A 24,919-nucleotide genomic window follows, 5' to 3' on the forward strand; every position below is an offset into this window, starting at 1 on the left:
TTATATTCTTTTGCAAAAATATTACATAATAGGTTTTTTGTAATTCCATTTAAATTACTTTTCTTAGTCCCCATGTTTGTTGCGCAAATCTCATAAATATATTATATACTAAAGATAAATAAATGAATCTAAATCATTTAATGAAATTTCAAATCTATGATAAGTTAGCTATGCTTCTCTTAAAATCTTTTATAAAACTTTAAAAATATAAGTTTTGTTAATTCTCCAAATTATATTTTTAAAGAATTTCCCTCACTATAACAATGAGGGAAATTCTAAAAGTCTAACTAACTAATCTTACTTCAAAAGAAATTCCATCTGAAGAATCTTTGCCTATAGTAAATTCAAATAGTCCTTCGTCACTTTTATATTGATTCTCACCATTCCAATAACGAAGATCTTTTTCATTAACGGTAAATTCTACTGTTTTTGTTTCACTCGGATTAATTATAATTTGTTTGTATTTAATTAGCTGTTTAACTGGTCTTGAAATATCTGCAACCTTATCTCTCATATACAATTGTACTGTTTCTATACCGGTATATTTTCCATTATTAGTAACATCAATACTACATGATATTTTTTCTTTTCTGCTCAGTTCATTTTTGCTTATCTTAAAATTATCATATTTAAACTGAGAATATCCTAACCCGTATCCAAATGGGAATAACGGCTCATTTGGAATATCTAAATATTGAGATTTATATCTTTTTTCAATCTTAAGCAATTCTTTTGGTCTTCCTGTAGCTAAACTGTTATAATAAACTGGTATTTGACCTACTGCCCTTGGGAAACTCATAGTAAGTCTTCCACTTGGATTATAAGCGCCATATAGAATATCTGCAATTGCATTTCCCCCTTCTGTTCCTGGGAACCAGCATTCTAAAACCGCATCGGCTTCTTCTATTATATTAGTAAGGTCTAATGGGCGCCCATTAATAAGAATAACTATAATAGGCTTGTTCAACTTTTTCATATAACTCAGCAGCTTTATTTGAGCTGGTGGAAGAGTTATGTTGCTCACACTTCCTGCTTCTCCACTCTTTTCTTCTTCTTCACCTAAAGCCAATACAATAATATCAGCGCTTTGTGTTTTTTCTATTATTTCATCTACTTTTTCTCTAGAGATTTCATTAAATGATGTTGTTTCTACAGATTGAAGGTTAATATTTTTATTTCTTAATCCTTGTTCAATTGTAATTACATCATTAATATCTCCATCTAAAGACCACGGTCCTAATATTGAAGGATTATTAGCATATGGCCCAATTAATGCTATATTTTTATTCTCTGATAAAGGCAGTACTTTTGAATTTTTTAATAACACCATAGATTTACAAGAAGCTTCTCTTGCTATCTTTCTAAAATCACCACATAACAATGTTTGTTTTTCTTTTTCAGAAGAAATTCCTCTATATGGATCTTCAAATAATCCACATTCATTTTTCAATAAAAGAACTCTTTCCACTGCATCATCTAATAATTTTTCTATATTTTTGTCTTTACAGAGTTTAGGTAAGGCTTCAAAATATGCAGTAGTAGCCATTTCAATATCTATACCGGCTTTTAATGATAATTTTGCTGCATCTATGCTATTTTCTGCTGTACCATGAGGTATTAATTCTTTTACTCCACCCCAATCTGAAATAACAACACCTTCATATTTCCATTCTTCTCTTAATATTTTACGTAAAAGCCATGTATTAGCAGTGGCTGGTATCCCATTTAATACATTAAAGGAAGACATAATTAATTTTGCCCCAGCTTTTATAGCCTCATAATAAGGTGGAAAATATTCATTTCTAAGTCTACATTCTGAAATATCCACTGTATTATAATCTCTTCCACCTTCTGCAGCTCCATAAGCAGCAAAATGTTTTACACAAGAAATCAGAGTATCCGGATTCTTTAAATCATTATTTTGATATCCCCTAACCATAGCTGCTCCAAATAAACTATTAAGAAGCGTATCTTCTCCAAAACTTTCAATAACTCTTCCCCACCTCGGATCTCTAACTACATCTACCATAGGAGAAAATGTTACTTGATATCCAGACGAACTTCCTTCTTTTGCTGCGACTCTTGCAGTTTTTTCTATTAATTCCTCATCCCACGAACATGAAAGTGCTAGTGGAATAGGGAATATGGTCTTAAATCCATGTATAATATCCTGCATAAAGAGTAATGGAATTCCAAAACGATTATTACTTAAATATTCTTTTTGAATTTTAGACATCATCTCTGCATCTAATTTACCTAAAACAGTTCCTATCATCCATTTTTGATCTTTTGTAATTTTAAGTTTAGAAGCTGTTCCTGTTGCTGAAGTATTAGAATTATAATAATAACTTGTTCTGATTTGTGTTAATTGTCCTATTTTTTCTTCTAATGTCATCTTAGATAATAACTCTTTTATGTCCTCTTTTTTCATTCTTTATTCTCCCTTATTTTCTTCTTTGTCTTTATATCCAAATAAGAATGTAAGTGCAAATGCAACTCCAAAAGAAATTACTATTACTAATATATATAATGGAAATTGATTATTTAAATAAAGAAGCATTCCTGGCAAGGCAGATATACCCATGCCAGTCGCCTTAAGTTTAAATAATGAAGCTAAGAATCCACCTACGCCTCCACCAACAAGTCCCATTATAAAAGGTTTTACAAATCTTAAATTGACCCCAAATATAGCTGGTTCTGTAATTCCTAAAAGTGCTGCTATTACTGATGGAAAAGATAAAGCTTTAATTTTTTTAGACTTAGTTTTCATCCCTACTGCAAATGCTGCTCCGGCCTGTGCAGCTATTGCACAAGAACCAATAGGATTTACAAGATTCCATTTTGTTTGCGCTAACATCTGTATTTCAACAACACTTAATGCTTGGTGAACACCTGTAACTACTATTAATTGAGATATCCCTCCCCAAATTAATCCACCTATTCCAAAAGGTAAAGTAAATAATAATGTTACAACGTATACAAGAGAAATTTCAATTTGATGAGCAATAGGTCCAATAATTAATAACCCACAAATTAAGGTAATAAGTAATGTCAAAAATGGCGTAAGTATTAAATCAAATGTATCCGAAATTCTTTTTCTAAGCCAAATCTCTAATTTTGCACCAATTAGTCCTGCAAAAAAAGCTGGTAATACTGATGCCTGATATCCTGCCATTTTAATTCCAAATAATATAAGTGGTTCAGCTGTTCCTTGAGCTACTGCCCATCCATTAGGAAGCGATGGGCTTACAAGCATAAGTCCAACCATAATTCCAAGTATTGGTGTTCCTCCAAATTTCTTAAATGCTGACCAGCAAATAAGAACTGGTAAGAATGCAAAAGCAGTATCTGTTAATATTTGAGTAAATGCTAATAGTGAGCTAGGAATGCTTTCTACTGTTAGTCCAAATAATGATAATATTTGTTCTTGTAATAAAACTCCTCTAAGTCCCATAAACAATCCTGTGGCAACCATTGCTGGTATAATTGGTATAAATATATCAGAAAATATACGAATTCCTCTTTTAAATTTATTATCACCTTGTTCAGCTACCATTTGGCTTTGCTCTGATTTTGATGTACCAGATATACCAAGAACACTTACTTGTTCAAATACTTTATTTACAGTTCCTGTTCCGAAAATAATTTGATATTGTCCTGAAGTGAAGAAAAATCCTTTTACTTTATCAATTCCTTCAACTACCTTATCATCAGCTTTCTTTCTATCTTTAAGAATAAGTCTTAATCTTGTAGCACAGTGAGCAGCTGAAATAATATTATCTGCTCCTCCTACTGCTTCAATTACTTCTTTTGCAATTTTTTCATAATTATCACTCATTTGTATTGTCCCCCTTGTAACTCCATAAATTTAATTTTAATTTTCCATTGGCTTTTATTTGAATACTATTATTTTGAAAATATACTCTGCTAGAAATAACTCTTTTCCCTTCGTTTATAAATATTTCCACTGAAGAATTGTCAATAAATATTTTGAACGTTTTTAAATCCTCATTAATGTTTAAATATTTCTCATCAAACTCTTTTGTAAGCCAATTAAATCTTTTAATGTTTAATATCTTTTGACTGGAATTATAAGATAGTTTTAATGATCCTAATATAGTGCATTTAAATTCATTTTGATCATTCAACATGAATTCCATTTCCTTATAGTAATCTTTAACCTCTAAACTTACTTCTTCATCTTCTATACTTTTTTCAACTTTATCATCTCTTAGAAATTCTAATTCTTTAATTGGTTTTTGATACAACCAATTATTTTTATAAACAAATTCTCTTGGATACGTAAAACTATGAAGCCATCCATCTTTTCCAGCTGGCTGTGACATTTGATAATCATATTCACCGCCCCCCATCCAAGACATATATAATGTTCTATTATTTTCATCTACAAATGATTGAGGTGCATAAAAATCGAAGCCTTCATCTACTCTAATTCCTTCTTTATATGGTGTAAATGTTCCTTTTTCTTTTGAAAATTCACCACTCATCCATACTGCATGACAGCTATCTTTTTCTATGCTATTTTCTATCTTCTTCTCTTGCATGCTTACAATTAAAATATACTTTTCTCCCAAACGAATCATGTCTGGACATTCACACATATATCCCCAGTTCATCGTGTCTGGAAGCAAGTTGCCTTTATAATTCCAATTATATAAATCTTCTGACCAAAAAAGTGCTACATTTCCTTTCTTTTCAATTGTCTGCGCTCCTACTATCATCCACCATATATTTTCTTCTTCATCTTTCCAAACTTTTGGATCTCTAAAATGTGCTGTATATCCTTCTGGTAAATAAACAACTGGTCCATGTTTTTTAAACGTAATTCCATCTTCTGAAGTTGCTAAACATTGATAAGTTTCTCTATCTCCATTTTCTTTTCTAACATTTCCAGTATAAAACAGATAAATTTTTTCACTGAATACAATAGCATTTCCAGAATAGCACCCATTTTTGTCATACCACATATCTGGCTTTAATGCTATTCCTTTGTCTTCCCAGTGAACTAAGTCTTTAGAAATACAATGTCTCCAGCATTTTGCTCCTTGTGGCGTAACTTCTTCTAACCATTGATAGAAAGCATGATATATTCCTTTAAATTGTACTAATCCATTAGGATCATTTAAGAAACCTGCTTTAGGTGCAATATGGTACTTAGGTTTTATGTCATTTTTTTTATCCATATTAGTCTCTCCTCCTTTCTCTTTTATCGTTTACATCTGTATTATATAACATAAAATTTCACAAACAAAGTCGCTTATTTACCTCTAGAAGTGGCAAAATAAATATCATATATATTTATTCTTTTATTGCTTTTTTTTAAGTTCAGTATAGTTGTTATTCCTATAGCTCCTAAATATTTAAGAAAGAGGTAGTATTAATTTACTACCTCTAAATTTTTATCTATTTAATTCATTTTTAACATAATCAATAATAATATTTTCTTCACCTTTGAATATTTGTGTTAAATATAATATGGTTTCTTTATCATCTTCCGGAAGGTCTTTTATTGTTTCTATTAATGCTTTTATAGTTATATCACTCATAAAACAACTAACTTTTCTAATCAAAAAAACTCCTTAGCCCCCATTTTACAAGCAAATTCTAAAATTCTGAAATTCTTAAGTTCTTAAATTGTTAAATTCTAAAATTTTTTAGAACTTTACAATTTTTCATATTTAAACATATATCTTTATTAAGAGGATCTTAATAATAACTATTCAAATAAATTTGCTCAAAGAGAAAATTTAAATATAGATAAATACATCATAAGTTGTATTTATACATGGTATTATATTCAATACTTACTATACTTAGGAGTATACAAAAACAGAGAAATTGGATAAATGTTTGTGAAAGCGGCATTAGAAAATAAGCTGTTGAAGCCACTTAATGGTGAGTTGTTCTATTATAGTTTGTCCAAATTTTATATTTGGAGCAAACTGTAATGGGTGCAACCTGCCATTTAGTGGCTTCCAGCGAAATTTTATTAGTCCGCTGGAATAAACATTTATTCAATTTCGGTGAGTTATACGCATAAGTATGAGTTCCACTGTGGTTATCTATATAGAAATGAATGATATAATTTATTTTTGCTCATACTATTAAATTTCCACTCTAAACTCATCAAGAAATCACCATATATGTTTGAGTATAAGCTACCAGTTGATCACCTTGTGTAATGTAGTAATATATTGGTATCATATAAGTTGAATAAAATAGCGTAGATGCTTCTTCTGGATTGTTTACTATTAATCTTACTAAGATTTGTTGATGTTTTAGACTTATAATATAACAATCAGTTATAGCCACAATTTGTTCTGAAAAGAATACATCAGAAATTGAATTTTCATATGTATCAGCATGCTTTACTAAATTTGCTCTAATAATTCTAAGTTGCTCAATATATTTCTCTAAATTAGTATCTATGGTTTTTAATTCTTCAGCTGGTGTGGTAGGTTTTACATTAATTATAGTTAAATTTGCTCGTATCGTTTTAATTTGCTCTAAGCTATTAATAATGTCTTCTTTGTTCTGTAACTCTGATACTTTTGGTCCATAAGGTTGAGATTTAGTTTGTATTTGTGCATATGCTATATTATTCATAGATACGGTTATAAATATTACAAATATTATTAAACGAATTACTTTTCTTGGCATTATTATCCCTCCATATTAGGTTAATAGACTTGCATTATTAACATAAATTACTCTATAACTTATCCTTTGCTATTTTAAAAATTTTATTCCTTAGTCAAGGCTGGTTGAACCTCCTTTTTATATTGCGTTTTTGTAGAATAATATTTATTATAGTATCAAGTGGTGATTTTCCTGTGGGATTAAATGATCAGTTCAAAGTAAAAGAATATTGGATTGTTAATCCTATGAAGAAAAACATCTTCGTCTATACATTAACTGATAATTGATATGATGCCCCAACCTCTTATACATTCCAGGATAAAGTTAACGTAAATATATATGATAATCTTGAAATAGACTTTAATTCTATTGATATATAAGTAATAAAAATAAGAATAAGACGGAATATGAAAAAATTAATAATATGTTTGATTAGGCTAGAATTAACTAGCCTATTTTTAATGTAATTAATAATGCTTTAATTTTAAGTAATGCCATTTGCCTTTGTAGTTTATAAAAAAAATCGAATTTTCTCCCCCATCCAAGCATATTGATAAACATATAGCTCTTTTCTTAGAAAATAAATTATTTTTATAGTATAAATACATATGCTTAGATGTCGTATATAACATACCGTCATCTCTAAGTCTTGGTATTAGATATGTTTTTATTAAAACCAAATTTCATAAAGTATAGGAGGAATGAAATTAACATGTGCACAGCAATAACACTACAATCCGAACAGATGGAAAACTTTTTTGGCCGGACCATGGATTTTTCTTATAATATTGAACCACAGCTTTATGTGGTTCCCAAATATTATGTATGGAATAATATTTTCAACCTGCATAAATTTTATAATTGCTATAGTTTTATAGGAATTGGACAGAAAAGTGATGGAATACTTGGTTTTTTTGATGGAGTAAATGAAAGAGGATTTGCCGCAGCAACATTATATTTTGCAGGTTATGCCAAATACGAAATGCAGATAAAATCTACTGATAAGGAACCTGTTTCATCTTTAGATTTTCTCCATTATATTTTAGGAATGTGTGGATCAGTAGAAGAACTAAAAGAAATACTGCATGACATATACATCATAGGTCTGCCGGATCCCGTAACACAAACAGTCGCACCTTTACATTGGATTGCCACAGATAAAAGCGGAGAATGTGTTGTCATTGAACAAACAGAAAAAGGCCTGGAGATATTCCAAAATCCAATCGGAATTATGGCCAACAGTCCTGACTTTCACTGGCATATGACTAATTTAAGAAATTACATGAATGTATCTCCAACACAGACTAGTGAGGCCTACTGGGGAAAATTTCATTTAAAACCCTTCGGTCAAGCAGGAGGAACTATGCAGTTGCCAGGAGGTTACACGTCCCCTGAACGATTTGTAAGAACTGCATATCAAAAAACGCATATTCAAACACCTAAAGACAGGACAGAGGCAATAATTACATGCTTTCATATTATGGAAAGTGTTTCTATATCAAAAGGGGTTGTCACAACAAATCGAGACACTTATGATTATACGAAATATATTGCCTTTATAAATACAAATACTTGTGAATATTTCTTTAAAACTTATGACAATAGTCAGATTACAAGTGTAAGCCTTTGGGATAATTATAACAACAGTTCACGTCCACTCTTACTAGGGAAATTAATGCATCCAGTCACATTTGAAAAAATGTAAAAATATTTAATTTGTGGATTCAAGCCCTATCCCAGTTGCGGCACCAAATCTGTACAAACTCAAATCAAGCATAAAATAAGGGCATATGATTATTCCTATGCCCTAAAAAATCAAATATATTCTATTTTATCAATGTACCAGTTTTATCTATTTTATATCCATCTAGTGTTATACAATTAAAATACAATGTACCAGTTGAATTAAATCAATAACATTAACCATCAATCCACTTTTAACAATTTTTAACCATTTTACAGCTTTAATCTAGATAATACCACTTTCCGTTATTTCTAATCCAAATATCGATTCTTGCATATCCATCTGAATCAATGTAACTAGTCATTTTTATTTAAAATAATATACTTGCATTATTGATTTTAAGCCATATTAGTTTTATCTAACCCATTCTCTATAAGAATAGCATACAATGTACCATCTGCTTTCATCTCGTTAATTTTCTCATTTAATGCATTTAATAATGTTGTATCATTTTTTCTCACTGCTATTCCTACATTTTCAGTTATTTCTGGAGTATAGCCTTTTAGTGTTCTTAAATGGATATTCTTTTCTTTTATTAAAGAATATTTTATGATAATAGAATCAACTAAGCCTGCCTGAATCTTATTACTATTTATAGCATCCAATAATTCAGGTGTATTTTCGAAAATTACTACATCTTTTATTAAATTATCATTCTTCCATCTTTCTGCTAAATTCACATATACTGTTCCTTTTTCAACTCCAACCACTCCATTTTTTAAATCATCCTTAAAATTAAGATTTGAAAATGTTTGAACCACAACAGATTCTGAAGCTTTATACAAAGGCTCCGTAAAATCTACTACCTTTTCACGTTCTGGAGTTATAAATATTCCACCTGCTGCAATGTCTATACTATCATCAATATTTAATTTTTCTAATAGATTTGAGAATGGTACATTCTTAGTTTCTATTTTATCAATTCCAAGCCGTTTTGCAATTTCAGTTATTATATCAGCTTCAATACCAGCTATCTTATTTGTATTATTATCAATATAGAAATATGAGATATCGCTTAATGGAGAAGCAACAGTTATTACTCCTTTTTCTTTTATTGTCTGCAATCTATCTTTTGCAATCGAGGCATTAGTTATTATAGTTTTACTATTACCTCTTACAATAGTACATTCAAGTATTATTGTAAGAAAATTTACTACAACAATAAATATCAATAATTTCTTTAGTATCTTTTTCATATAAATCTCCTATAAAATTTACTATTTTAATTTGTAAGTTCTCATTATTTAATTTTCTTAGAATGTACTGCTTTCTCACAAATAATAAAGCAGTAGTTTTATTATTCCTACTTCTATTTTGCTATAAAATATTAAATTTTAAACATCTTTCTCTAACTTTCATTTATTTTAAATAATATATTTCTGAAAGGCTTGTTAACTTAACCTTTATGCATTCTTCACATAGATTTTTACACTCTTTTTTAATAAATCAAATGCATCATATTTTTCTAGATTATACTTTGCTATAATTTCTTTAATCTCTCTTCTTCTTTTAATAATATTTTATAAAATCTAACAACATTACCTCATCCTCATATGTTAAATGGCTTCATTATTTTTCAACTTTTCAACTTCTTCTATTGTAAGGCCAGTACCCATAGATATTTGTTCTATACTCATTCCCATTTTTAAAAAGTTTTTTGCCACTTCAATTTTTCCTTCTTTTACCCCTTTTTTCACCCCTTCTTTTCTAGCACCATTCAATCTACTCTGCTCATCCATCATTGCTTTCTCTCTCATCTCCGCAAGCATCACAGCTTCTTTATCTCCACTAATTTTATAAAGTACATCCATAGCTTCTTTAATTTCTCCATCAGTTTTCATAAAGTTCTCAATCTCCTTCCCAGTAGGATTTGATAAAAATGTTAACCACTTATATAGTTTTTCATTAGACTCTTTATTGGGTTCCACAAGTTTATGTGGTTGTTTTAACCTATTAAATTTAGGCAACTCAATAAAAATAAACTCCATCAAATCTGTTAGTGGTTTTTTAGTATACTTTTCAAATAATCCATAACACTTAATAAAATTCTCGTCTTCTAAGTAGTTAAAATTAAGTATATTAATAGTTACAGTTCTATTTAAATCTGAATAATCTTCACCTTTTTCAAGCTGACTAATTAACATTTTTGACATATAAAATATTGTTCTCTTAATCATATTATACTGATTTACTAATTGTATTTCTACATTTACATGCATATCATTTTCAGTAATTACATGTAAATCTAATATACTGAGTTTTTCACTCGCAATCAACGATACATCAAGATGTTTTTCTTCAAAATCCACCTCTTTAATTGAATTCTCTCCACTTAGATTCAATATTGAATTCAAGAAACTAATCAATATGTTTTTATTTATTTTCATTCCAAATAACTTTTGGAAAACAACATCATTTTTAGGGTCTAATACTTTAGTCACAACTATACCTTCTTCCTTTTATTATCTCCTTTATAGTATTTACTTATTCTTCCTTTCTTATGCAAACAAACATTCTATTATATAATGATAAATTTAAAGGCACAAAACATTTCAATTTCAAAAAATGTTTTGTGCCTTTTACACTGTATTCTGCAGGTAAAATTTCAATAAATCAAAGTTATTCCTATTTTGAAACAAAATTTAGAAGAAAAAAATGATTTTAAATCACACTTAACTTCTATTTTATTTTTAACATAATACTCTTTAATCTTTTTATTGTAAATACTATACAATTATTGTTTTGCTTGGTGGCTTCATTAATATTAACTACGAAAGGTTGCTGACCATAATATTTCAAATTTATAATATGTTTTAGGTTTTAAAAATGTTCTTATATTCATCTTCATAATGCAAGTCCCTAAAATCTATGCCAGTTTTTATATCACTTCTACTTTACTTAGGTCAATTTCTCTAAAAAATGCACGTTTTCAATAAAGGTAAAATATTATTCTTTAAAGTTTAAACTTTTTTTCAAACGCGAATAATTTATATTTCAATTCCAAGCAATAGCTATAAGCAATGTTTATGATTTAGAAGGAGATTTCTATTTATGAAAAAAATATTCACTTTATTTGTTATTATAAATATTATTGGAATAATAATTGGATGCGGCGCAGGCACTAGGGAAACTACAGTAATAAATAACTCAATCGAAAAAGATAGATTGGAAATAATAAAAGAAAAAGGAGCAATAACTGTTGCTGGACCACCAAAGGAAACCCCATTTTTTTCTGTAAATTCCAAAACAAATGATCTCAGTGGAATTGACGCCGATATCATAACTGAAATTGCAAGGCGGCTTGAAGTTAATAACGGAGGTTTTAATTTTAGAAAGTACAACTGAATTATTTAATGATATGAAAACAGATGGTACACTAAATGCTATTCTTGCAGCGAATGGTTTAGATAAAAATAATATGATTGTATATTGATAAAATTGAATACACGCACAAAATCCAAGGTCATTAAACCTTGGATTTGTTTTAATTAAATTTATTTTACATCAATATCTGCTGGGAATATGATTCCGCTTTTGCTTCTTGCAATTGTTTGGACTTCACTAACTATTAAGCTATGTTCTAACATTTGATAACATTTTTCTATATTATTATTTTTAATCATATCTGCAAATTCAATAAATTCATTAACCATACGATGGTCATAATTATTTTCATTTACTCTGGAACTTGTGCCATCATTCATTAATATTTCAAATCTTTTACAAACATTGGCTGGAGTATCTTGATATATGCATCCAGCATCCCCTTGAATATTATTTGCAATAGGTGCCTTGCAGTCTTTTGCACCAATACAAATACATTTAAATGTTCCATAATCTAATAATAATATTCCAGATGTATCTATCCCTCTCTCAATATTAGGGTAGTATTCAATATTTTTAGGTTTTCCAAATAAACCTACTACATAATGGATGTTATAAATATTTAAATCCATTAATGCACCACCTGAAAATTTAGGATCAAAGGCAGGTAGCACATTCCCTTCTTTAAAACTATTATATCTACTAGAATATTGAGAATAGTTACACTGAACAATTCTAATATTCCCTAAAGTCGGAAGTAACTCTTTAATTTTTTTATAATTAGGAAAATATTGATTCGTAATTGCTTCAAATATAAATAACTGTTTTTCTTTAGCTAAATCGCTTAAGATTAATGCTTCTTTGTATGTTGATGTAATTGGCTTTTCAATAATAACATTTTTATTTGCTTCTAATGCTTTTTTTGCAAATTCAAAATGTAAATTATTAGGCAATGCAATATAAATAGCATCTAAATCACTATTTAATAATTCATCATAGTTATAGAAAATATTCTTAATATTATATTTATTCTTCAACTCATTCATTGTGTCTTCACTATTTTTTCTACCACAAATAGCTACTAATTCTAAATCCTTTAAATATGGAATGGTTGTTAAAAAATCCTTTACAATCATTCCAGATCCCATAATACCTAATTTCATATTTCTTCCTCCATTTATTGTATTTTTGAAATAACTCTTACTCCATTCTCTATTGCTATTATTGCCATAGTAACCTCTTTACCATTATAAAAGTAATTTGTATTCTTATATTATTTCCAATTATAATTTTTATTATAATATCAAATCATTTTATTGTAAATTTACGAGCGGATTATACGGAAACTAAAATGCTGTGCTAGAAGTAAATACATTATAGCACATCCTTTTTTATATCTTCCCACTATTGTTACTTTAGCTAAATTTTTGCTAATTGAACTTACAAAATCACAAATATTAAAATCATCATTAATTTCCTTCGAGCTTAATTTAATTTTTCCAATTATTTTTTTGATTTAAATCCAAAATGAACTATATCTAATTCCATACCATTATTTTTAAATCCTTTTTCCTCAATGCATATTTGAGAAAATCCAAGTTTAGCTAATATTTTTATGCTTGCAGGATTGTTAACTACTGCATCTGCATTAATTGTTGCTTGAGGATGCTTTTCAAAAATATAATTAAGTAATGCATTTGCAGCTTCAAAGCCATATCCATTATTCCAATATTCTCGAATTATCTGATAAAAGAAGCCACATTTAAAATTATCATTATGAATTACAGGGAATCCTGCTATCCCAATAAAATTATTATTTAAAAAGATTGCAAATTTATTAGGACCTGAATTATCTCTCTGTAATGTAAGCCACATAATTAAATTTCCAAGACATTCCTCTTGTGTGTTCATTAGTGTGCTATAAGTGTATTTAATTACATCATAGTCACCCCATAGCTTAATTAAATCTTCTGAGTATTCTTTGCTTAATGGAACTAAAGATAATCTTTTTGTTTTTAGCATGACAACCCCGCCTATATCAAAATTCTTTACTATTAATTTCTCTGTTTCAATTTGCATAGTACCAATGTTTGTTATCATAATCCTTTCTCTCATGTAATTATTCCTTTAATTTCTTCAATTGTTTTTTTGCTTTAAATCCAAAATAATTTTCAAGTGTTATAAAATTATCCATAAATCAGCAATCCTTTCTTTTATATAATATTTAAAAATACAATTAATCCATAATAAATTGCTATTATGGATTAATTGTAACATATTTTGCAAACATTTCATTATTTGATTTAAAAAGAAAATTAAAGTAACAATTTTATTTGACTTTCTAATTCTTCTTTAGTTATTGCTCCAGACTCATCTTTAACAATATATCCATCTTTATCAATAAAAATGGTTCTTGGTATAGCTGAAATATTATATATATTTGCTGCATTCATTTTATTATCAAATAAAACCTGCATATTATAATTATTGTCTTTTATATATTTACTCGCAATGCTCATTGTTTCTCTTTGACCATCAGTTAAGTTTATCATTAATATGGCCACTTTATCTTTGCTATACTTCTTTGACATTTCATTAAATGAAATCATTTCTGATTTACAAGGTGGACACCAGCTAGCCCAAAAATTTAATACTACAGGAGTTCCTTTATAATCTGATAAGTTTACTTCCTTTAGATTTTCATCATATACAACAAAATCCTTTGCTTTAAGCTTATCTGATTCCTTAGTAGAATCTTTAAATTCAATTTTCACATTATCATTTTTCTCAATTTCCTTACTTATATTTTTCTCAATATATTTTGATTTTAAAGAATTATATCCAAAGTATGAAATAGTTAAAAATCCTACAAATCCTACTATTAATAATATTGCTAAAATTGATTTTTTATTATTCATATAAACCTCCTAAAATGTTAAAAATGAAAGTACTTTATTTAAATAACCAGTCATAATTGAAATACCTATAATCACAAGAATTATCCCAGATATTCTATTTATAACTTTGTAATTCCTTTTTATAAAATTGAATGTTTCCTTTAGTTTATCTATTAAAATAGCACATATTACAAAGGGTATGCCAAGTCCTATGCTATAAACTAAAAGCATTAAAGCACCTTTTATAATATCTTGTGAATTGACTGCAATCATCAACGCAGTTCCTAAAAATGTACCAACACAGGGTGTCCATCCTATTGCAAAAATCATCCCAAACAAAATTGAAGATAAAAATTTAAATGTTTTTATTTCAGCATTCATCTTTAGACTTCTTCCTAAAAATGGAATTTTAAATATTCCCATATAATTAGCGCCGAACAAAACTACTATAAATCCACCTAAAATATTGATAATAACACTTTGCTCTTTTATAAAACTTCCAAAAGTTCCAGCAAGTGTACCTAATAGTGTAAATATTATTGTAAACCCTAATACAAAACCTAAAGAATTTACTAATGCATTATATTTACTTTTAGCACCATTTTCATTTCCACCTACAAAATATGATACATATAAAGGTAATAGCGGCAAAATACAAGGTGATATAAAGGTTATTATTCCTTCTAAAAACAACAGAAAATATTCCATACTTTATCAGTCCCCTTAAAATGTGTTTAATAATTTCATTTGCAAGTTTGCAACATAATTATTTTTCTACTTTATATTATAAATTATTTATACATATTTTTATGTGATTAAGTCACATATTAATACGCTAAAACAGGTAGTTCAATTTGAACTACCTGTTAATACACAAATTATGAGCATAGAAATCAGCTTAAATGTTAAGCCAAGGATGGTACATTTTCCTTTAAATAATTAATTATTTCATTAACTGATTGCTCATAATTCAAAAAGTAATGTCCCTCTAAATCTAAGGAAATATGACTTATATTATTTTTATTCTTGCAATTTTCAACTAGAATATTACTCATTTTTTTGCTAGGCCAGAACTTGTCATTTTCAGCAGAAAGCAAGAATATTTTACCTTTATAGTTGTCCAAATTAATTACTGCATCTTTATTGTAATTTTTTTCTATGGACTTTTCATGAATTTTGCAAAAATGTTTGTTCTTTGCATCTTCTATATCTTCTTTATCAAAGTCAAATTTAATATATGGTAATTCCTTATTATTAAATGACCATGAAGATTTAGGCTCTGCTATACCCATACTAAAAAGATTTTCTGGTAACCCTTGGAATACATAGCAAGTAGAAACACAAACAATAGTAATTGCTGATTCCATGTAATTTGATAACAGTAAAGCAGCTTCTCCTCCTTTAGATTGACCAATAACAACTACTTGATTATCTGCTATTTTATGCTTTTCTTTGATAAAACCAATAGCATTTATAAAGTATTCCATTGGAACCATTTCTAAAGATTTAGGAAGATCTAACACCCCAAAATATGCTAGTAGTAAAACATTATAATTTGATTTTAAATAATTTATTAAATCTTCACTTAAAGGAGCTGGAAGCCCGGGTCTGCTCCCTCCTATAATAACAACTAGTGGCTTGCCCTCATTTTCATAAAAATCACCATAAATTTCTCTTGTTCGATATTCTTGCATAATAACATCTCCTTAAATTTAATATATTAGGCACAATCAAAAAAATAACAAGTCCATCTGCCAGCCTATTTTCCATCATCCTGCGTCAGCAAAATGCCATAATAGGCTCGCTATGATGGCACTTTACTTCCTTGCCTGATGAAAAATATCCATGGCAGTTTTGGACTTATTATTTATTTTCATGTGCCTTAAAAACTCGACATATAATAAAGTACAATTAATGAAACTGGAATAAGTAAATCTGGAATAACCTGAAATGCATTTCCAGGTTTAAAATTCTTTGATCTTATGATTTCCTGAATATGGACAATAGTTGCTCCCAAATATAATGGACTTACAATAACAATTGTAGCTAAATAAAATTCTCTACCCATCCATATACAGAGAAGTCCTGCAATTCCCTGTCCTAATTCAGCATATCCTAATTCTTTTTGAAAGAAGCTTCCTTTTTGCCATCCAATAAAATCTGCAATCATATCCGATTTAAATACATGTCCTAAAAATCCTATAAAACTTGTTAAAGTCAGAGTTATTGTTAATTGATAAAAAAGAAAGTTTTCTGCAATAGCACTCAGAGTTCTTAAATCTCTATTTAATATAGTTGTAATTATTCCAACAGAGATTCCTATAATCCACGAAATTAAAAAGATCATATTATTCATTCCCCTCATTTATAAAGTTTTCAAAATAATTCTCTTTAAATAAATTTCTTATATATGTTTCAATTTCTTTTATATCAAAGTCCATCTTAAATGCATTTAGATTATAAATTGCTAAATTAAAAGCAACATCTTCAATATCCTTTTTATTTTCATCCATAATGTAAGATAACATAACTCCATTAATAGAATATATAAATGAAATAGTCGCTATTTCAACATCAATAATTTCAACTAGATTATTTTTTTTCATGATTTCAAATATAGGCATAACAACATTCTTTATAGAATTTATAATTTCTTTATGCTTATTTTCAAATGTTTCATTAATGCTTATAGTTTTTAATAATAATATTAATACTAGTTCTGGATTTTTATCTTGGACATAAACAAGTGATGAAATAATACATGCTAATCTTTTAGCACCTGTCACTTCACAATCATTACCAACTATCTTAGCCATTTGAAAATGCATATCAGCAATTTCATCATATAAAGCTAGTAAAATTTCTTCTTTATTTGAAAAATAGGAATAAAAACTTCCTACTGAAACTTTTGCTTCTTCAGTAATGTCTTTTATAGAGCTATCATTATATCCTTTAGTTGAAATTACTTTTGCAGCAGCTTGTAATAACTTTTTTCTTTTAATATTCTTGCGTAAATCTATTTTATCCATACCTAACCTCCATATTTTTAAAATTGAAATTGAATTCATATTCAATTTCAACATTATCATATCCTAAGTTTATTGTCAAACACTTCATTAAAAATAAAAATACTGACTTTTATATTACTAAAGTCAGTATTTTCATTGCTAATTATTACTCCTCTATTAAATTTAGTTTATTACTATATACTCTAAAAGCTGTTATTATTGAGCCAATTACACATATCAATAAAAGTTAAAGTATTTTTCTTCCCTCATTTACTGCTTCTACTCTATTTTTCACTCCAAGCTTAGAATATATATTTATAATATGAGTTTTTACTGTTGAAACAGATATAAAAAGTTTCTCCCCAATTTCTTTATTACTCAATCCATCTATTAAAGTTTTAAGAACTTCTATTTCTCTAGGACTTAACACTTCATTTTCATCCTTTATACCAACTACTTCACTAAGCTTCTTCACAAATTCTTTATTATCTTTATCTTCTAATAACTGCACTTTAAACTTTTGTATTATTTCTTTTAGGTATTCCCTGGTTTTGAAATATGGAAACAATATATCTTCATCTCTAGAATAAAATATAACTTCCTTTAAAATATTTAAACATTCCCTTGTATTATCAGGCGTAAGTTTATTTAGCAGTATCACTTTCCATACTAGAGAATATACAAGCAAATATCCTATCCCATTCTTTCTAGATATAAATGCAATTCTATTAAATTCATTTAAACTCTCTTCATATTTCCCTTTCTTAAAAAGAACCATTCCATATGTTATCCCTAGAATGTCAGAATAAGTTGATTTCTCATACTGCCTTTTATAAATCTCTATAAATTCATCATACTCTTCTGTTTTTATCCTATTTTCAAAAAATAACAATCTAATCTTAAGTGCTAATATTTGAATATATACATAATTATCTTTATTTTCTTTGTCTATATGATTTAATATTTTTTCGCATTCATAAATATTACCTTGAATATATTTAACTTCTGCTAAATTATAATCAATACTCACCTCTAATGCATTAAAAGCAGCGCTTCCTTTGTATTCTTTAAGTGTTTTTTGCGCTTCAAGTAAAAGTTCTTCCGCTTCTTTATCCATAAGTTTCTTTATATAAACTCCTGGCAATCCCACATTCTTAAAAATTGTAAAACACGATTTATAATTTTTCTTGCTAACACGCTCATTTAATTCTTTATAGCCAATTAAACTTTCATTTAACTTTCCCATGTCCTCTAGTAAAGATACTTTATTATATTTATAAATTAAATCTACATAACTGTTATTTAATTCTTTATTAGATTTCTTCATTAAATCCATCATTTCAAAAGATTTTACAAATTCACCTGCAAAGCCTAGTGCCCATGAGGCTAAAATATAATAAATTGTTTTAGTAAGTATATTTAAATTACCATCAATTTCTTTAGGAAAGATAAAATAACACTCTTCTACATAATTATTATTTAATATAAGTCCAAATAATTTAATAGAATTTACAATATTGTTGCCACTACTATAATCTATTGAATTAATTATTAAACCGCATCTTTCATAATCCAAATTTAAATAATTATAGAAAATAGATATAAACGCCAAATCTACACTTTTACTATAATATTCTAATGGGAATCCATTCAAAATTTTAGTTGCTACAATATTATGTGCATTTTTTTCTAATACATTTATTGCATCATCATATCTATTGTAATTCATAAAAATACTTACTGCCTCATCAAAGCTTTTCTCCTTAATTAATGAAAATGTAAGTTTATCTATAATTTCATTCTTAACACTTGGTTCGTATTTATCAAAAAGTTCTATAAGATGCTGTCTTAATACATTATGATATCTAAATATCTTTTTATCTTCATCTATTGTAATAATTAAAATATTTTTTTCTATTAAATTATCTATTATTTCAAATCCATCTTTATTATCTATATCTCTATAAATACTTGGATTTACATAACTTAAGGGTGAAGTTTTAACTAGAAAATCTATTTCCTCTTTTGATAAACTACTTATAATTTCATTATTCATATAATCAATGAACAGCTTATTACCCTTTGGTATATTATTTATAGTTTTGTTGCTGCCAAGTACTGTTAATAAAAGTTTAATCGCTCCTATCCAACCTTCTGTAATTTGATATATTTCTTTAATTACTTCACCATCAATAATCTTATTAGTAGCATTTTTTATAAACTCTTCTGTCTCATCTAAAGTAAGATTAAAATCCTCTGAAGTTATATTAATTACTCCCCCTTTCATAAGAATATTTCCTAAATAAATCTTAATATCATGTCTTGAAATTAGAACAAAATGTATATTACTTGATGAATTAGATATAAAATATTCAATAGTTTCTAAAAGAAACTCATCTACTATATAATGAAAATCATCCAGTACTATAAATAATTCTTCTTCACTAATAAGTTCATTAATTAAAGATGATATTAATTCAAAAATATCCTCTCTCTTTACTAATGGATTTACCATATCAATATAAAAATTTAAATTTTCTATATTATTTTTCAATCCCTGCAAAACATAAGTCCAAAAATAAGATAAATCATCACTATTTTCATCTAATGAAAGCCACATGTAATTATTCTGTTCTCCAATATAACTAGAAATAAGAGTACTTTTACCAACAGCAGCACCGCCTTTTACTACTGTTAGCTTATTTTCTAAAATACACTCAAGCTTGTCTTGTATCTTTTTATTTCTATGAAGAACATTTTTACTTTTTGGTCTTATTAACCTTGTATAAAGAATATTTTTCATTTAATCACCCTTAATATTTTTCTATTGTGTATATTTTACCATATTCTTTAAGAATAGCTTCTTATTTTATTTTTATTGATTAAAAAGGATGAAATTATCATTAAGAAAGAGACTACAATTACAATTCCTATATCTGCATAACTGATACCCTTGCCATTTTCTAATGCAATTGTAAAATTCAAAATATGTCTTTGAGGCATTATATTTCCAATTACGTTTATAAACCAATTATTTGATATGGTGAAAAAGCTTCCTGCAAGTAAAGTTGTTATTATATTTATCATATTTCCAAGCATAGTCGCACTTTCTTCGCTTCTTGTAACTGAAGACATTAATAATCCAAAAGCTGAACCTAAAAAGGATAAAATCATTATAATAAAGATTAATTCTAAAGCTGTTACACTTGTATTTAAATTAAGTACTTCTTTAGATAAGACTGTAATTATTCCTGTTGGAACAAAAATCATTAAAAATACTGAAACAAAATGACTAAATACATATTGTTCATAAGATATATTGGCACTTATTACCCTTTTAGCTATACCTTTTTGATCATCAAAAAAGAATTTATAAAGCATTACTCCGAGTATTATTACAAACATGGTTATATATCCAACTATGTTTGCAGCTACCCCTCTCTTTTCACCAGCTTCAAGTGCTACTTTTTCTCCATTTGCTATTCTTTCTAATTTATTTTTAAATTCCTCATCTTTAATTGTTTCTACAACTGCTTTTCCATTTTCAAAAGATATGATAGCTTCATATTTATTTTTTACTAAATCTGAAAGTGGTACCTTATTTTCAAGCTTTACAATATTAATTTCATCACTATTAAAATTGATGTCGGTATCTCCTACAACTCCAATATTAGCTTTAACCATAAAACTGCTTGAAAAATATATTGCAGTTGCTATAACTATAGGTGTTATTAATACTGGCATCATTAAATAACCTTTGTTATTTACCATTCTATATAAAATTCCTTTTATAACATTTATCATATTTTTTCTCCTCCATTGTTTGGTGACAGTCACCAAAATTATATATAATCTTCAGGTTTATAATTAAAATGCATAACAATTAAAGCTGCTATTGATAATAAAAGTAATCCCATAACTATAACGCTATAATTCTGAAAATTATTATCATATATTACACTAAAGGATAAATCTAATATCCACTTTATTGGAGATAAATTAGCTATGCTGCTAACTGTTTTCCCTAAATTATCTACTGGGAAAAACATGCCTGAAACAAAGGCTAATATGCTTGCTACATTAGAAAGTATTGTATTAGTCAATTCTTCAGTTTTTATAAGGACACAAGCCGCACCTCCAATTGTCACGGTGAAAAATAAGAATGTCATCATTAATCCAAGAACATATATAAAATTCTCTCCTCCAAAATTAACGATTTTAAAATAATTCATTATAACCATATTTAGAGAAAAGCTTATTCCCATAAAAAGATAAGAGCTTATTATTTTTGACATGTAAATTGTGACTTTTGATATTGGTGCATAAGCTATTCTTACATTTCCCTGTCTTAACTTCTTTTCCATAAAAGTATTTGGAGTTATAGTCAATGAAGTAATTATCAAATATATCATCATAGTAACTCCATAATAATCATATGCTGTAATCCCCTCACTACCATAAAGGCTTGAAAAAATAAATCCGAATAATCCAATTAATAACCAAGGATAAATTGTACATATTGTTACAACAACTGGTGTTGTAATTAGATTTCTAAAATCTTGCTTAATAAGCTTCCATAAAATCATTTTTTCACACCTCTAATCCCTTAATTTTCTTCCAGTTAACTTAAGGAAGACCATTTCTAAATTTCCTTCTTCACTAGTCATATGACTTATTTTTATATTTCTGTGAACTAAGCTTAAAATTATTTTGTCTAAATTTTCTATTTCCTTAATTGTTGTTACACTTAAGCAATTCTCATTAAGCTCTACCTTTTGTATTCCTTCTATTTCATATAAAAAGTCATATTTAAATTCCTGTCTCTTTGAAATGTCTATTGATATTTTATAAATTCTTGTATTCTTATAGCTTTCCATAAGTTGCATAATTGTTCCCTCTGCTATTTTAGTTCCTTTGTCCATTATAACTACCCTGTCAGCTATTTCTTCAACTTCCTCCATATAATGAGTTGTATAAATTATAGTTGTTCCATTATCTCTTAATTTCTTAATTGACTCTAAAATATGATTTCTAGATTGTGGATCAATACCTACAGTTGGTTCATCCAGTATTAAAATCTTAGGCTTATGGGCAATCGCACAAGCAATGTTAAGTCTTCTTTTCATTCCTCCTGAAAAAGTTATTGGTTTACTATCCTTTTTATCTTCTAGCCCTACCATTTTTAACGCTTCCAGTACAGCATTTTTTAGATTTTTACCACTTATTCCATATAAAGATGTAAAAAATTCAACATTTTTATATGCTGATATTTCTTCAAATATAGCAAGCTCTTGTGGCACAATTCCTAGTTGCTGTTTAATCCATTTAGCATTATCTTTCATTTCTCTGTCAAAGAATTTAATTTCTCCATCATCATGCTTTAATATAGTTGAAAGAATATTTATAGTAGTACTTTTACCTGCACCATTAGGTCCTAAAAATCCTAGTATCTCTCCTTTATATAAATTAAAACTCAGTCCATCCACAGCCTTACTTTCCTTATAATACTTTTTTAAATCTTTTACTTCTAATATTGCTTCCATTAATTATCACCTCAAGGACTATAATACTCTCTAGTCTTATTGGGTGTAATCAACCGAAAGGTTGATTTATTACAGTTAAACATTTATTTAATAGAAATTATAATATACACAAAAATATAAAACTTTTAATCAAATATAAACTTACTTTAATCTAAAAAAAATAATTTACTCTAATTAAGTAAATTATTCTCTTATTAATTTTTTCTATTAATATATTATTATTTGACTATGCTTCACCATATAAACGGGATAATTCTTTTAGTATGTTGCTTATACTCCTTATAGCTTGTCTTGAAGTTATTTTCTAATATTTTCTCTTCAATTTTAATTCGATATCCATATATTACTGCAATAATAATTAAAGTTCCAATAATTCCAATTATGCTCCTTAATGCTAGAGCTATTCCGATTAAAGATAATATACTTCCACTATATGCTGGATGTCTAATATATTTATAGGGGCCAGTCTGAATTATTTTTTGATTTGAATTCACTTGTACTGTAACAGTAAAATATTTTCCTAGTGTGACTACTGAGTATAGCCTCAATATAATTCCAGTAATAATAAATATAACGCCTAACCAAAATATCCATATTGGTAATATGAACAAATTATTTTTTCTACAAAGAAGATTAAATGTTATTATAGCTATGCTGCCAGATATTATCATCAGACAAGACCCTTTATCTCTTTTTTTCTTTTGTGAATTTTCTCTATTGTTCTTTGAAGTGAAACTGAATATAAATACTTCTGCCATAATATAAAATATAAATGCTATTTGAAACACTTCTTTAAATATAGCCGTCTCAAAATATGAATCTCCAAACAAATACATATAAATGCCTTCTTTCTATTTTTCTAATAATTTTTTATTTATGTCTTCTGCATCATTTTGAGTAGAAATATAAATACTTAATATGGTTATTCCATAAACCAGTGCTATTATTAAAGTACTCTCAACTAAATCATATATTGATGCAATTTCTATTACTTTCAGTGGTATTCCAATTAAAAAAGTAATTATAGAAGTTATAATAAATTCAAAAGTTATATGAATAACTTGGGATTTAATTCGCAAATCTTCCATAAAATAAAGAATTATGTTTATTAATATAATAATTAAAATCAGAAAGATTTCCGAATTTACATTAATAGTACTTTGTTTATCCATAAAATGCATAATAATAGTTATTATATTTGCTGTAGTAAATGCCGTGCAACTTCCAAAAAAATACTGATCCTTTCTTTTCATAATTTCCTCCAATCTATATTTGCCTTATATATTTAATTTGCGTTTTACTTCTTGTACATAACTTCTATTAATAATCAGCTTTTCTCCATTGGACAAGGTTGCAAGTAATCTGCCATTAATCTGACCTTTAACCTTCTTTAATTTAGCTATATTCATAATGCAAGCTTTATTTATACGAGTAAATTTTGTTCCTTCTAATTTTTCTTCTAGCTCATATAACTTCATATCGCTTTCATAAACATTATCCCTACAATAAATATACGTTTTGTTATCAACAGATTCAAAATAATAAATATCCCTTGAATAAATCTGTGTAAATTCATTTTCTATTCTTCCATTAATAATTAACTGTTCTTCAAAAATGGTTGCAGCTAATTGCTTAACATATTCGTTTTTTTCTTTGCATTTAATTTGTATTTCTATCTCATCAACTAAAGGCTCTTCAATTATTTCAATTCTCATAATTTTCCTCCTTTCAATTAAAGAATAG

24 protein-coding genes are annotated in these 24,919 nt (G+C 27.5%); 2 read left to right on the forward strand and 22 right to left on the reverse strand.

Translation table 11 applies throughout. The features are described 5' to 3' along the window. Nucleotides 1–283 precede the first annotated feature (283 nt). From psyc5s11_RS17160 to psyc5s11_RS17180, 5 genes are all read right to left on the reverse strand, one after another. Nucleotides 284–2,431, reverse strand: a complete 2,148-nt coding sequence (locus tag psyc5s11_RS17160; RefSeq protein ID WP_224033704.1) for a glycoside hydrolase family 3 N-terminal domain-containing protein — start codon at nucleotides 2,429–2,431, stop codon at nucleotides 284–286. A 3-nt stretch (nucleotides 2,432–2,434) separates the two neighbouring features. Continuing rightward, on the reverse strand, nucleotides 2,435–3,838 hold the full coding sequence (locus tag psyc5s11_RS17165; protein WP_224033705.1) for a sucrose-specific PTS transporter subunit IIBC: 1,404 nt from the start codon (nucleotides 3,836–3,838) through the stop codon (nucleotides 2,435–2,437). Next, nucleotides 3,831–5,204: a glycoside hydrolase family 32 protein gene (locus psyc5s11_RS17170; protein WP_224033706.1), complete on the reverse strand. Its 1,374-nt coding sequence runs from the start codon at nucleotides 5,202–5,204 to the stop codon at nucleotides 3,831–3,833. Before psyc5s11_RS17170 ends, psyc5s11_RS17165 begins: the two co-directional genes overlap by 8 nt. A 216-nt stretch (nucleotides 5,205–5,420) precedes the next feature. After that, on the reverse strand, nucleotides 5,421–5,567 hold the full coding sequence (locus psyc5s11_RS17175) for a hypothetical protein (protein ID WP_224033707.1): 147 nt from the start codon (nucleotides 5,565–5,567) through the stop codon (nucleotides 5,421–5,423). A 580-nt stretch (nucleotides 5,568–6,147) separates the two neighbouring features. Next, nucleotides 6,148–6,681 carry a hypothetical protein gene (locus tag psyc5s11_RS17180; RefSeq protein ID WP_224033708.1) on the reverse strand — a complete coding sequence of 178 codons (534 nt, stop codon included), beginning with the start codon at nucleotides 6,679–6,681 and terminating at the stop codon, nucleotides 6,148–6,150. Nucleotides 6,682–7,372: 691 nt separating this feature from the next. Between psyc5s11_RS17180 and psyc5s11_RS17185 the strand changes: the two genes are divergently transcribed. Continuing rightward, nucleotides 7,373–8,365: a linear amide C-N hydrolase gene (locus psyc5s11_RS17185; protein WP_224033709.1), complete on the forward strand. Its 993-nt coding sequence runs from the start codon at nucleotides 7,373–7,375 to the stop codon at nucleotides 8,363–8,365. 259 nt (nucleotides 8,366–8,624) lie between these two features. Here the strand turns inward: psyc5s11_RS17185 and psyc5s11_RS28240 are convergent, their stop codons facing one another. The 3 genes from psyc5s11_RS28240 to psyc5s11_RS17200 form a co-directional block, all read right to left on the reverse strand. Beyond that, the gene (locus tag psyc5s11_RS28240) at nucleotides 8,625–8,708 is read right to left on the reverse strand and encodes a hypothetical protein (RefSeq protein ID WP_224038214.1); all 84 of its coding nucleotides are present in this window, start codon (nucleotides 8,706–8,708) and stop codon (nucleotides 8,625–8,627) included. A 34-nt stretch (nucleotides 8,709–8,742) separates the two neighbouring features. Then, nucleotides 8,743–9,600 carry an ABC transporter substrate-binding protein gene (locus tag psyc5s11_RS17195; protein WP_224033710.1) on the reverse strand — a complete coding sequence of 286 codons (858 nt, stop codon included), beginning with the start codon at nucleotides 9,598–9,600 and terminating at the stop codon, nucleotides 8,743–8,745. 360 nt (nucleotides 9,601–9,960) lie between these two features. Beyond that, on the reverse strand, nucleotides 9,961–10,845 hold the full coding sequence (locus psyc5s11_RS17200; RefSeq protein WP_224033711.1) for an Rpn family recombination-promoting nuclease/putative transposase: 885 nt from the start codon (nucleotides 10,843–10,845) through the stop codon (nucleotides 9,961–9,963). Between the two features lie 610 nt (nucleotides 10,846–11,455). Between psyc5s11_RS17200 and psyc5s11_RS17205 the strand changes: the two genes are divergently transcribed. Beyond that, nucleotides 11,456–11,749 (forward strand): type 2 periplasmic-binding domain-containing protein, encoded by a 294-nt coding sequence (locus psyc5s11_RS17205; protein WP_224033712.1) that lies wholly within the window; start codon nucleotides 11,456–11,458, stop codon nucleotides 11,747–11,749. Between the two features lie 149 nt (nucleotides 11,750–11,898). Here the strand turns inward: psyc5s11_RS17205 and psyc5s11_RS17210 are convergent, their stop codons facing one another. From psyc5s11_RS17210 to psyc5s11_RS17280, 14 genes are all read right to left on the reverse strand, one after another. Next, nucleotides 11,899–12,891 carry a Gfo/Idh/MocA family protein gene (locus psyc5s11_RS17210; RefSeq protein ID WP_224033713.1) on the reverse strand — a complete coding sequence of 331 codons (993 nt, stop codon included), beginning with the start codon at nucleotides 12,889–12,891 and terminating at the stop codon, nucleotides 11,899–11,901. Nucleotides 12,892–13,231: 340 nt separating this feature from the next. After that, on the reverse strand, nucleotides 13,232–13,843 hold the full coding sequence (locus tag psyc5s11_RS17215) for a GNAT family N-acetyltransferase (protein WP_224033714.1): 612 nt from the start codon (nucleotides 13,841–13,843) through the stop codon (nucleotides 13,232–13,234). A gap of 200 nt (nucleotides 13,844–14,043) precedes the next feature. After that, nucleotides 14,044–14,646 (reverse strand): TlpA family protein disulfide reductase, encoded by a 603-nt coding sequence (locus psyc5s11_RS17220; RefSeq protein WP_224033715.1) that lies wholly within the window; start codon nucleotides 14,644–14,646, stop codon nucleotides 14,044–14,046. A 9-nt stretch (nucleotides 14,647–14,655) separates the two neighbouring features. Further along, on the reverse strand, nucleotides 14,656–15,333 hold the full coding sequence (locus tag psyc5s11_RS17225) for a cytochrome c biogenesis CcdA family protein (protein ID WP_224033716.1): 678 nt from the start codon (nucleotides 15,331–15,333) through the stop codon (nucleotides 14,656–14,658). Between the two features lie 197 nt (nucleotides 15,334–15,530). Then, entirely contained in the window at nucleotides 15,531–16,319 is a 789-nt protein-coding gene (locus psyc5s11_RS17230; protein WP_224033717.1) for an acyl-CoA thioester hydrolase/BAAT C-terminal domain-containing protein, read from the reverse strand. 188 nt (nucleotides 16,320–16,507) lie between these two features. Continuing rightward, the gene (locus psyc5s11_RS17235; RefSeq protein ID WP_224033718.1) at nucleotides 16,508–16,972 is read right to left on the reverse strand and encodes a DUF6790 family protein; all 465 of its coding nucleotides are present in this window, start codon (nucleotides 16,970–16,972) and stop codon (nucleotides 16,508–16,510) included. Between the two features lies 1 nt (nucleotide 16,973). Beyond that, nucleotides 16,974–17,654 carry a TetR/AcrR family transcriptional regulator gene (locus tag psyc5s11_RS17240; protein WP_224033719.1) on the reverse strand — a complete coding sequence of 227 codons (681 nt, stop codon included), beginning with the start codon at nucleotides 17,652–17,654 and terminating at the stop codon, nucleotides 16,974–16,976. A 226-nt stretch (nucleotides 17,655–17,880) separates the two neighbouring features. Continuing rightward, nucleotides 17,881–20,436 (reverse strand): LuxR C-terminal-related transcriptional regulator, encoded by a 2,556-nt coding sequence (locus psyc5s11_RS28115; protein WP_311196375.1) that lies wholly within the window; start codon nucleotides 20,434–20,436, stop codon nucleotides 17,881–17,883. A gap of 47 nt (nucleotides 20,437–20,483) precedes the next feature. Beyond that, nucleotides 20,484–21,437, reverse strand: a complete 954-nt coding sequence (locus tag psyc5s11_RS17250; RefSeq protein ID WP_224033720.1) for an ABC transporter permease — start codon at nucleotides 21,435–21,437, stop codon at nucleotides 20,484–20,486. Between the two features lie 38 nt (nucleotides 21,438–21,475). After that, on the reverse strand, nucleotides 21,476–22,219 hold the full coding sequence (locus tag psyc5s11_RS17255; protein ID WP_224033721.1) for an ABC transporter permease: 744 nt from the start codon (nucleotides 22,217–22,219) through the stop codon (nucleotides 21,476–21,478). A 12-nt stretch (nucleotides 22,220–22,231) separates the two neighbouring features. After that, nucleotides 22,232–23,176 (reverse strand): ABC transporter ATP-binding protein, encoded by a 945-nt coding sequence (locus psyc5s11_RS17260; protein ID WP_224033722.1) that lies wholly within the window; start codon nucleotides 23,174–23,176, stop codon nucleotides 22,232–22,234. Nucleotides 23,177–23,409: 233 nt separating this feature from the next. Next, nucleotides 23,410–24,012 carry a methyltransferase family protein gene (locus psyc5s11_RS17265; protein ID WP_224033723.1) on the reverse strand — a complete coding sequence of 201 codons (603 nt, stop codon included), beginning with the start codon at nucleotides 24,010–24,012 and terminating at the stop codon, nucleotides 23,410–23,412. A 15-nt stretch (nucleotides 24,013–24,027) separates the two neighbouring features. Then, complete coding sequence (locus tag psyc5s11_RS17270; protein ID WP_258712350.1) at nucleotides 24,028–24,429, reverse strand: DUF3021 family protein; 402 nt, start codon at nucleotides 24,427–24,429, stop codon at nucleotides 24,028–24,030. 24 nt (nucleotides 24,430–24,453) lie between these two features. Beyond that, a complete protein-coding gene (locus tag psyc5s11_RS17280) occupies nucleotides 24,454–24,891 on the reverse strand; it encodes a LytTR family DNA-binding domain-containing protein (RefSeq protein ID WP_224033725.1) in 438 nt (145 codons plus the stop codon). Nucleotides 24,892–24,919 lie beyond the last annotated feature (28 nt).

It is taken from the genome of Clostridium gelidum (genome assembly GCF_019977655.1).
GTDB classification, from domain to species: domain Bacteria; phylum Bacillota; class Clostridia; order Clostridiales; family Clostridiaceae; genus Clostridium; species Clostridium gelidum.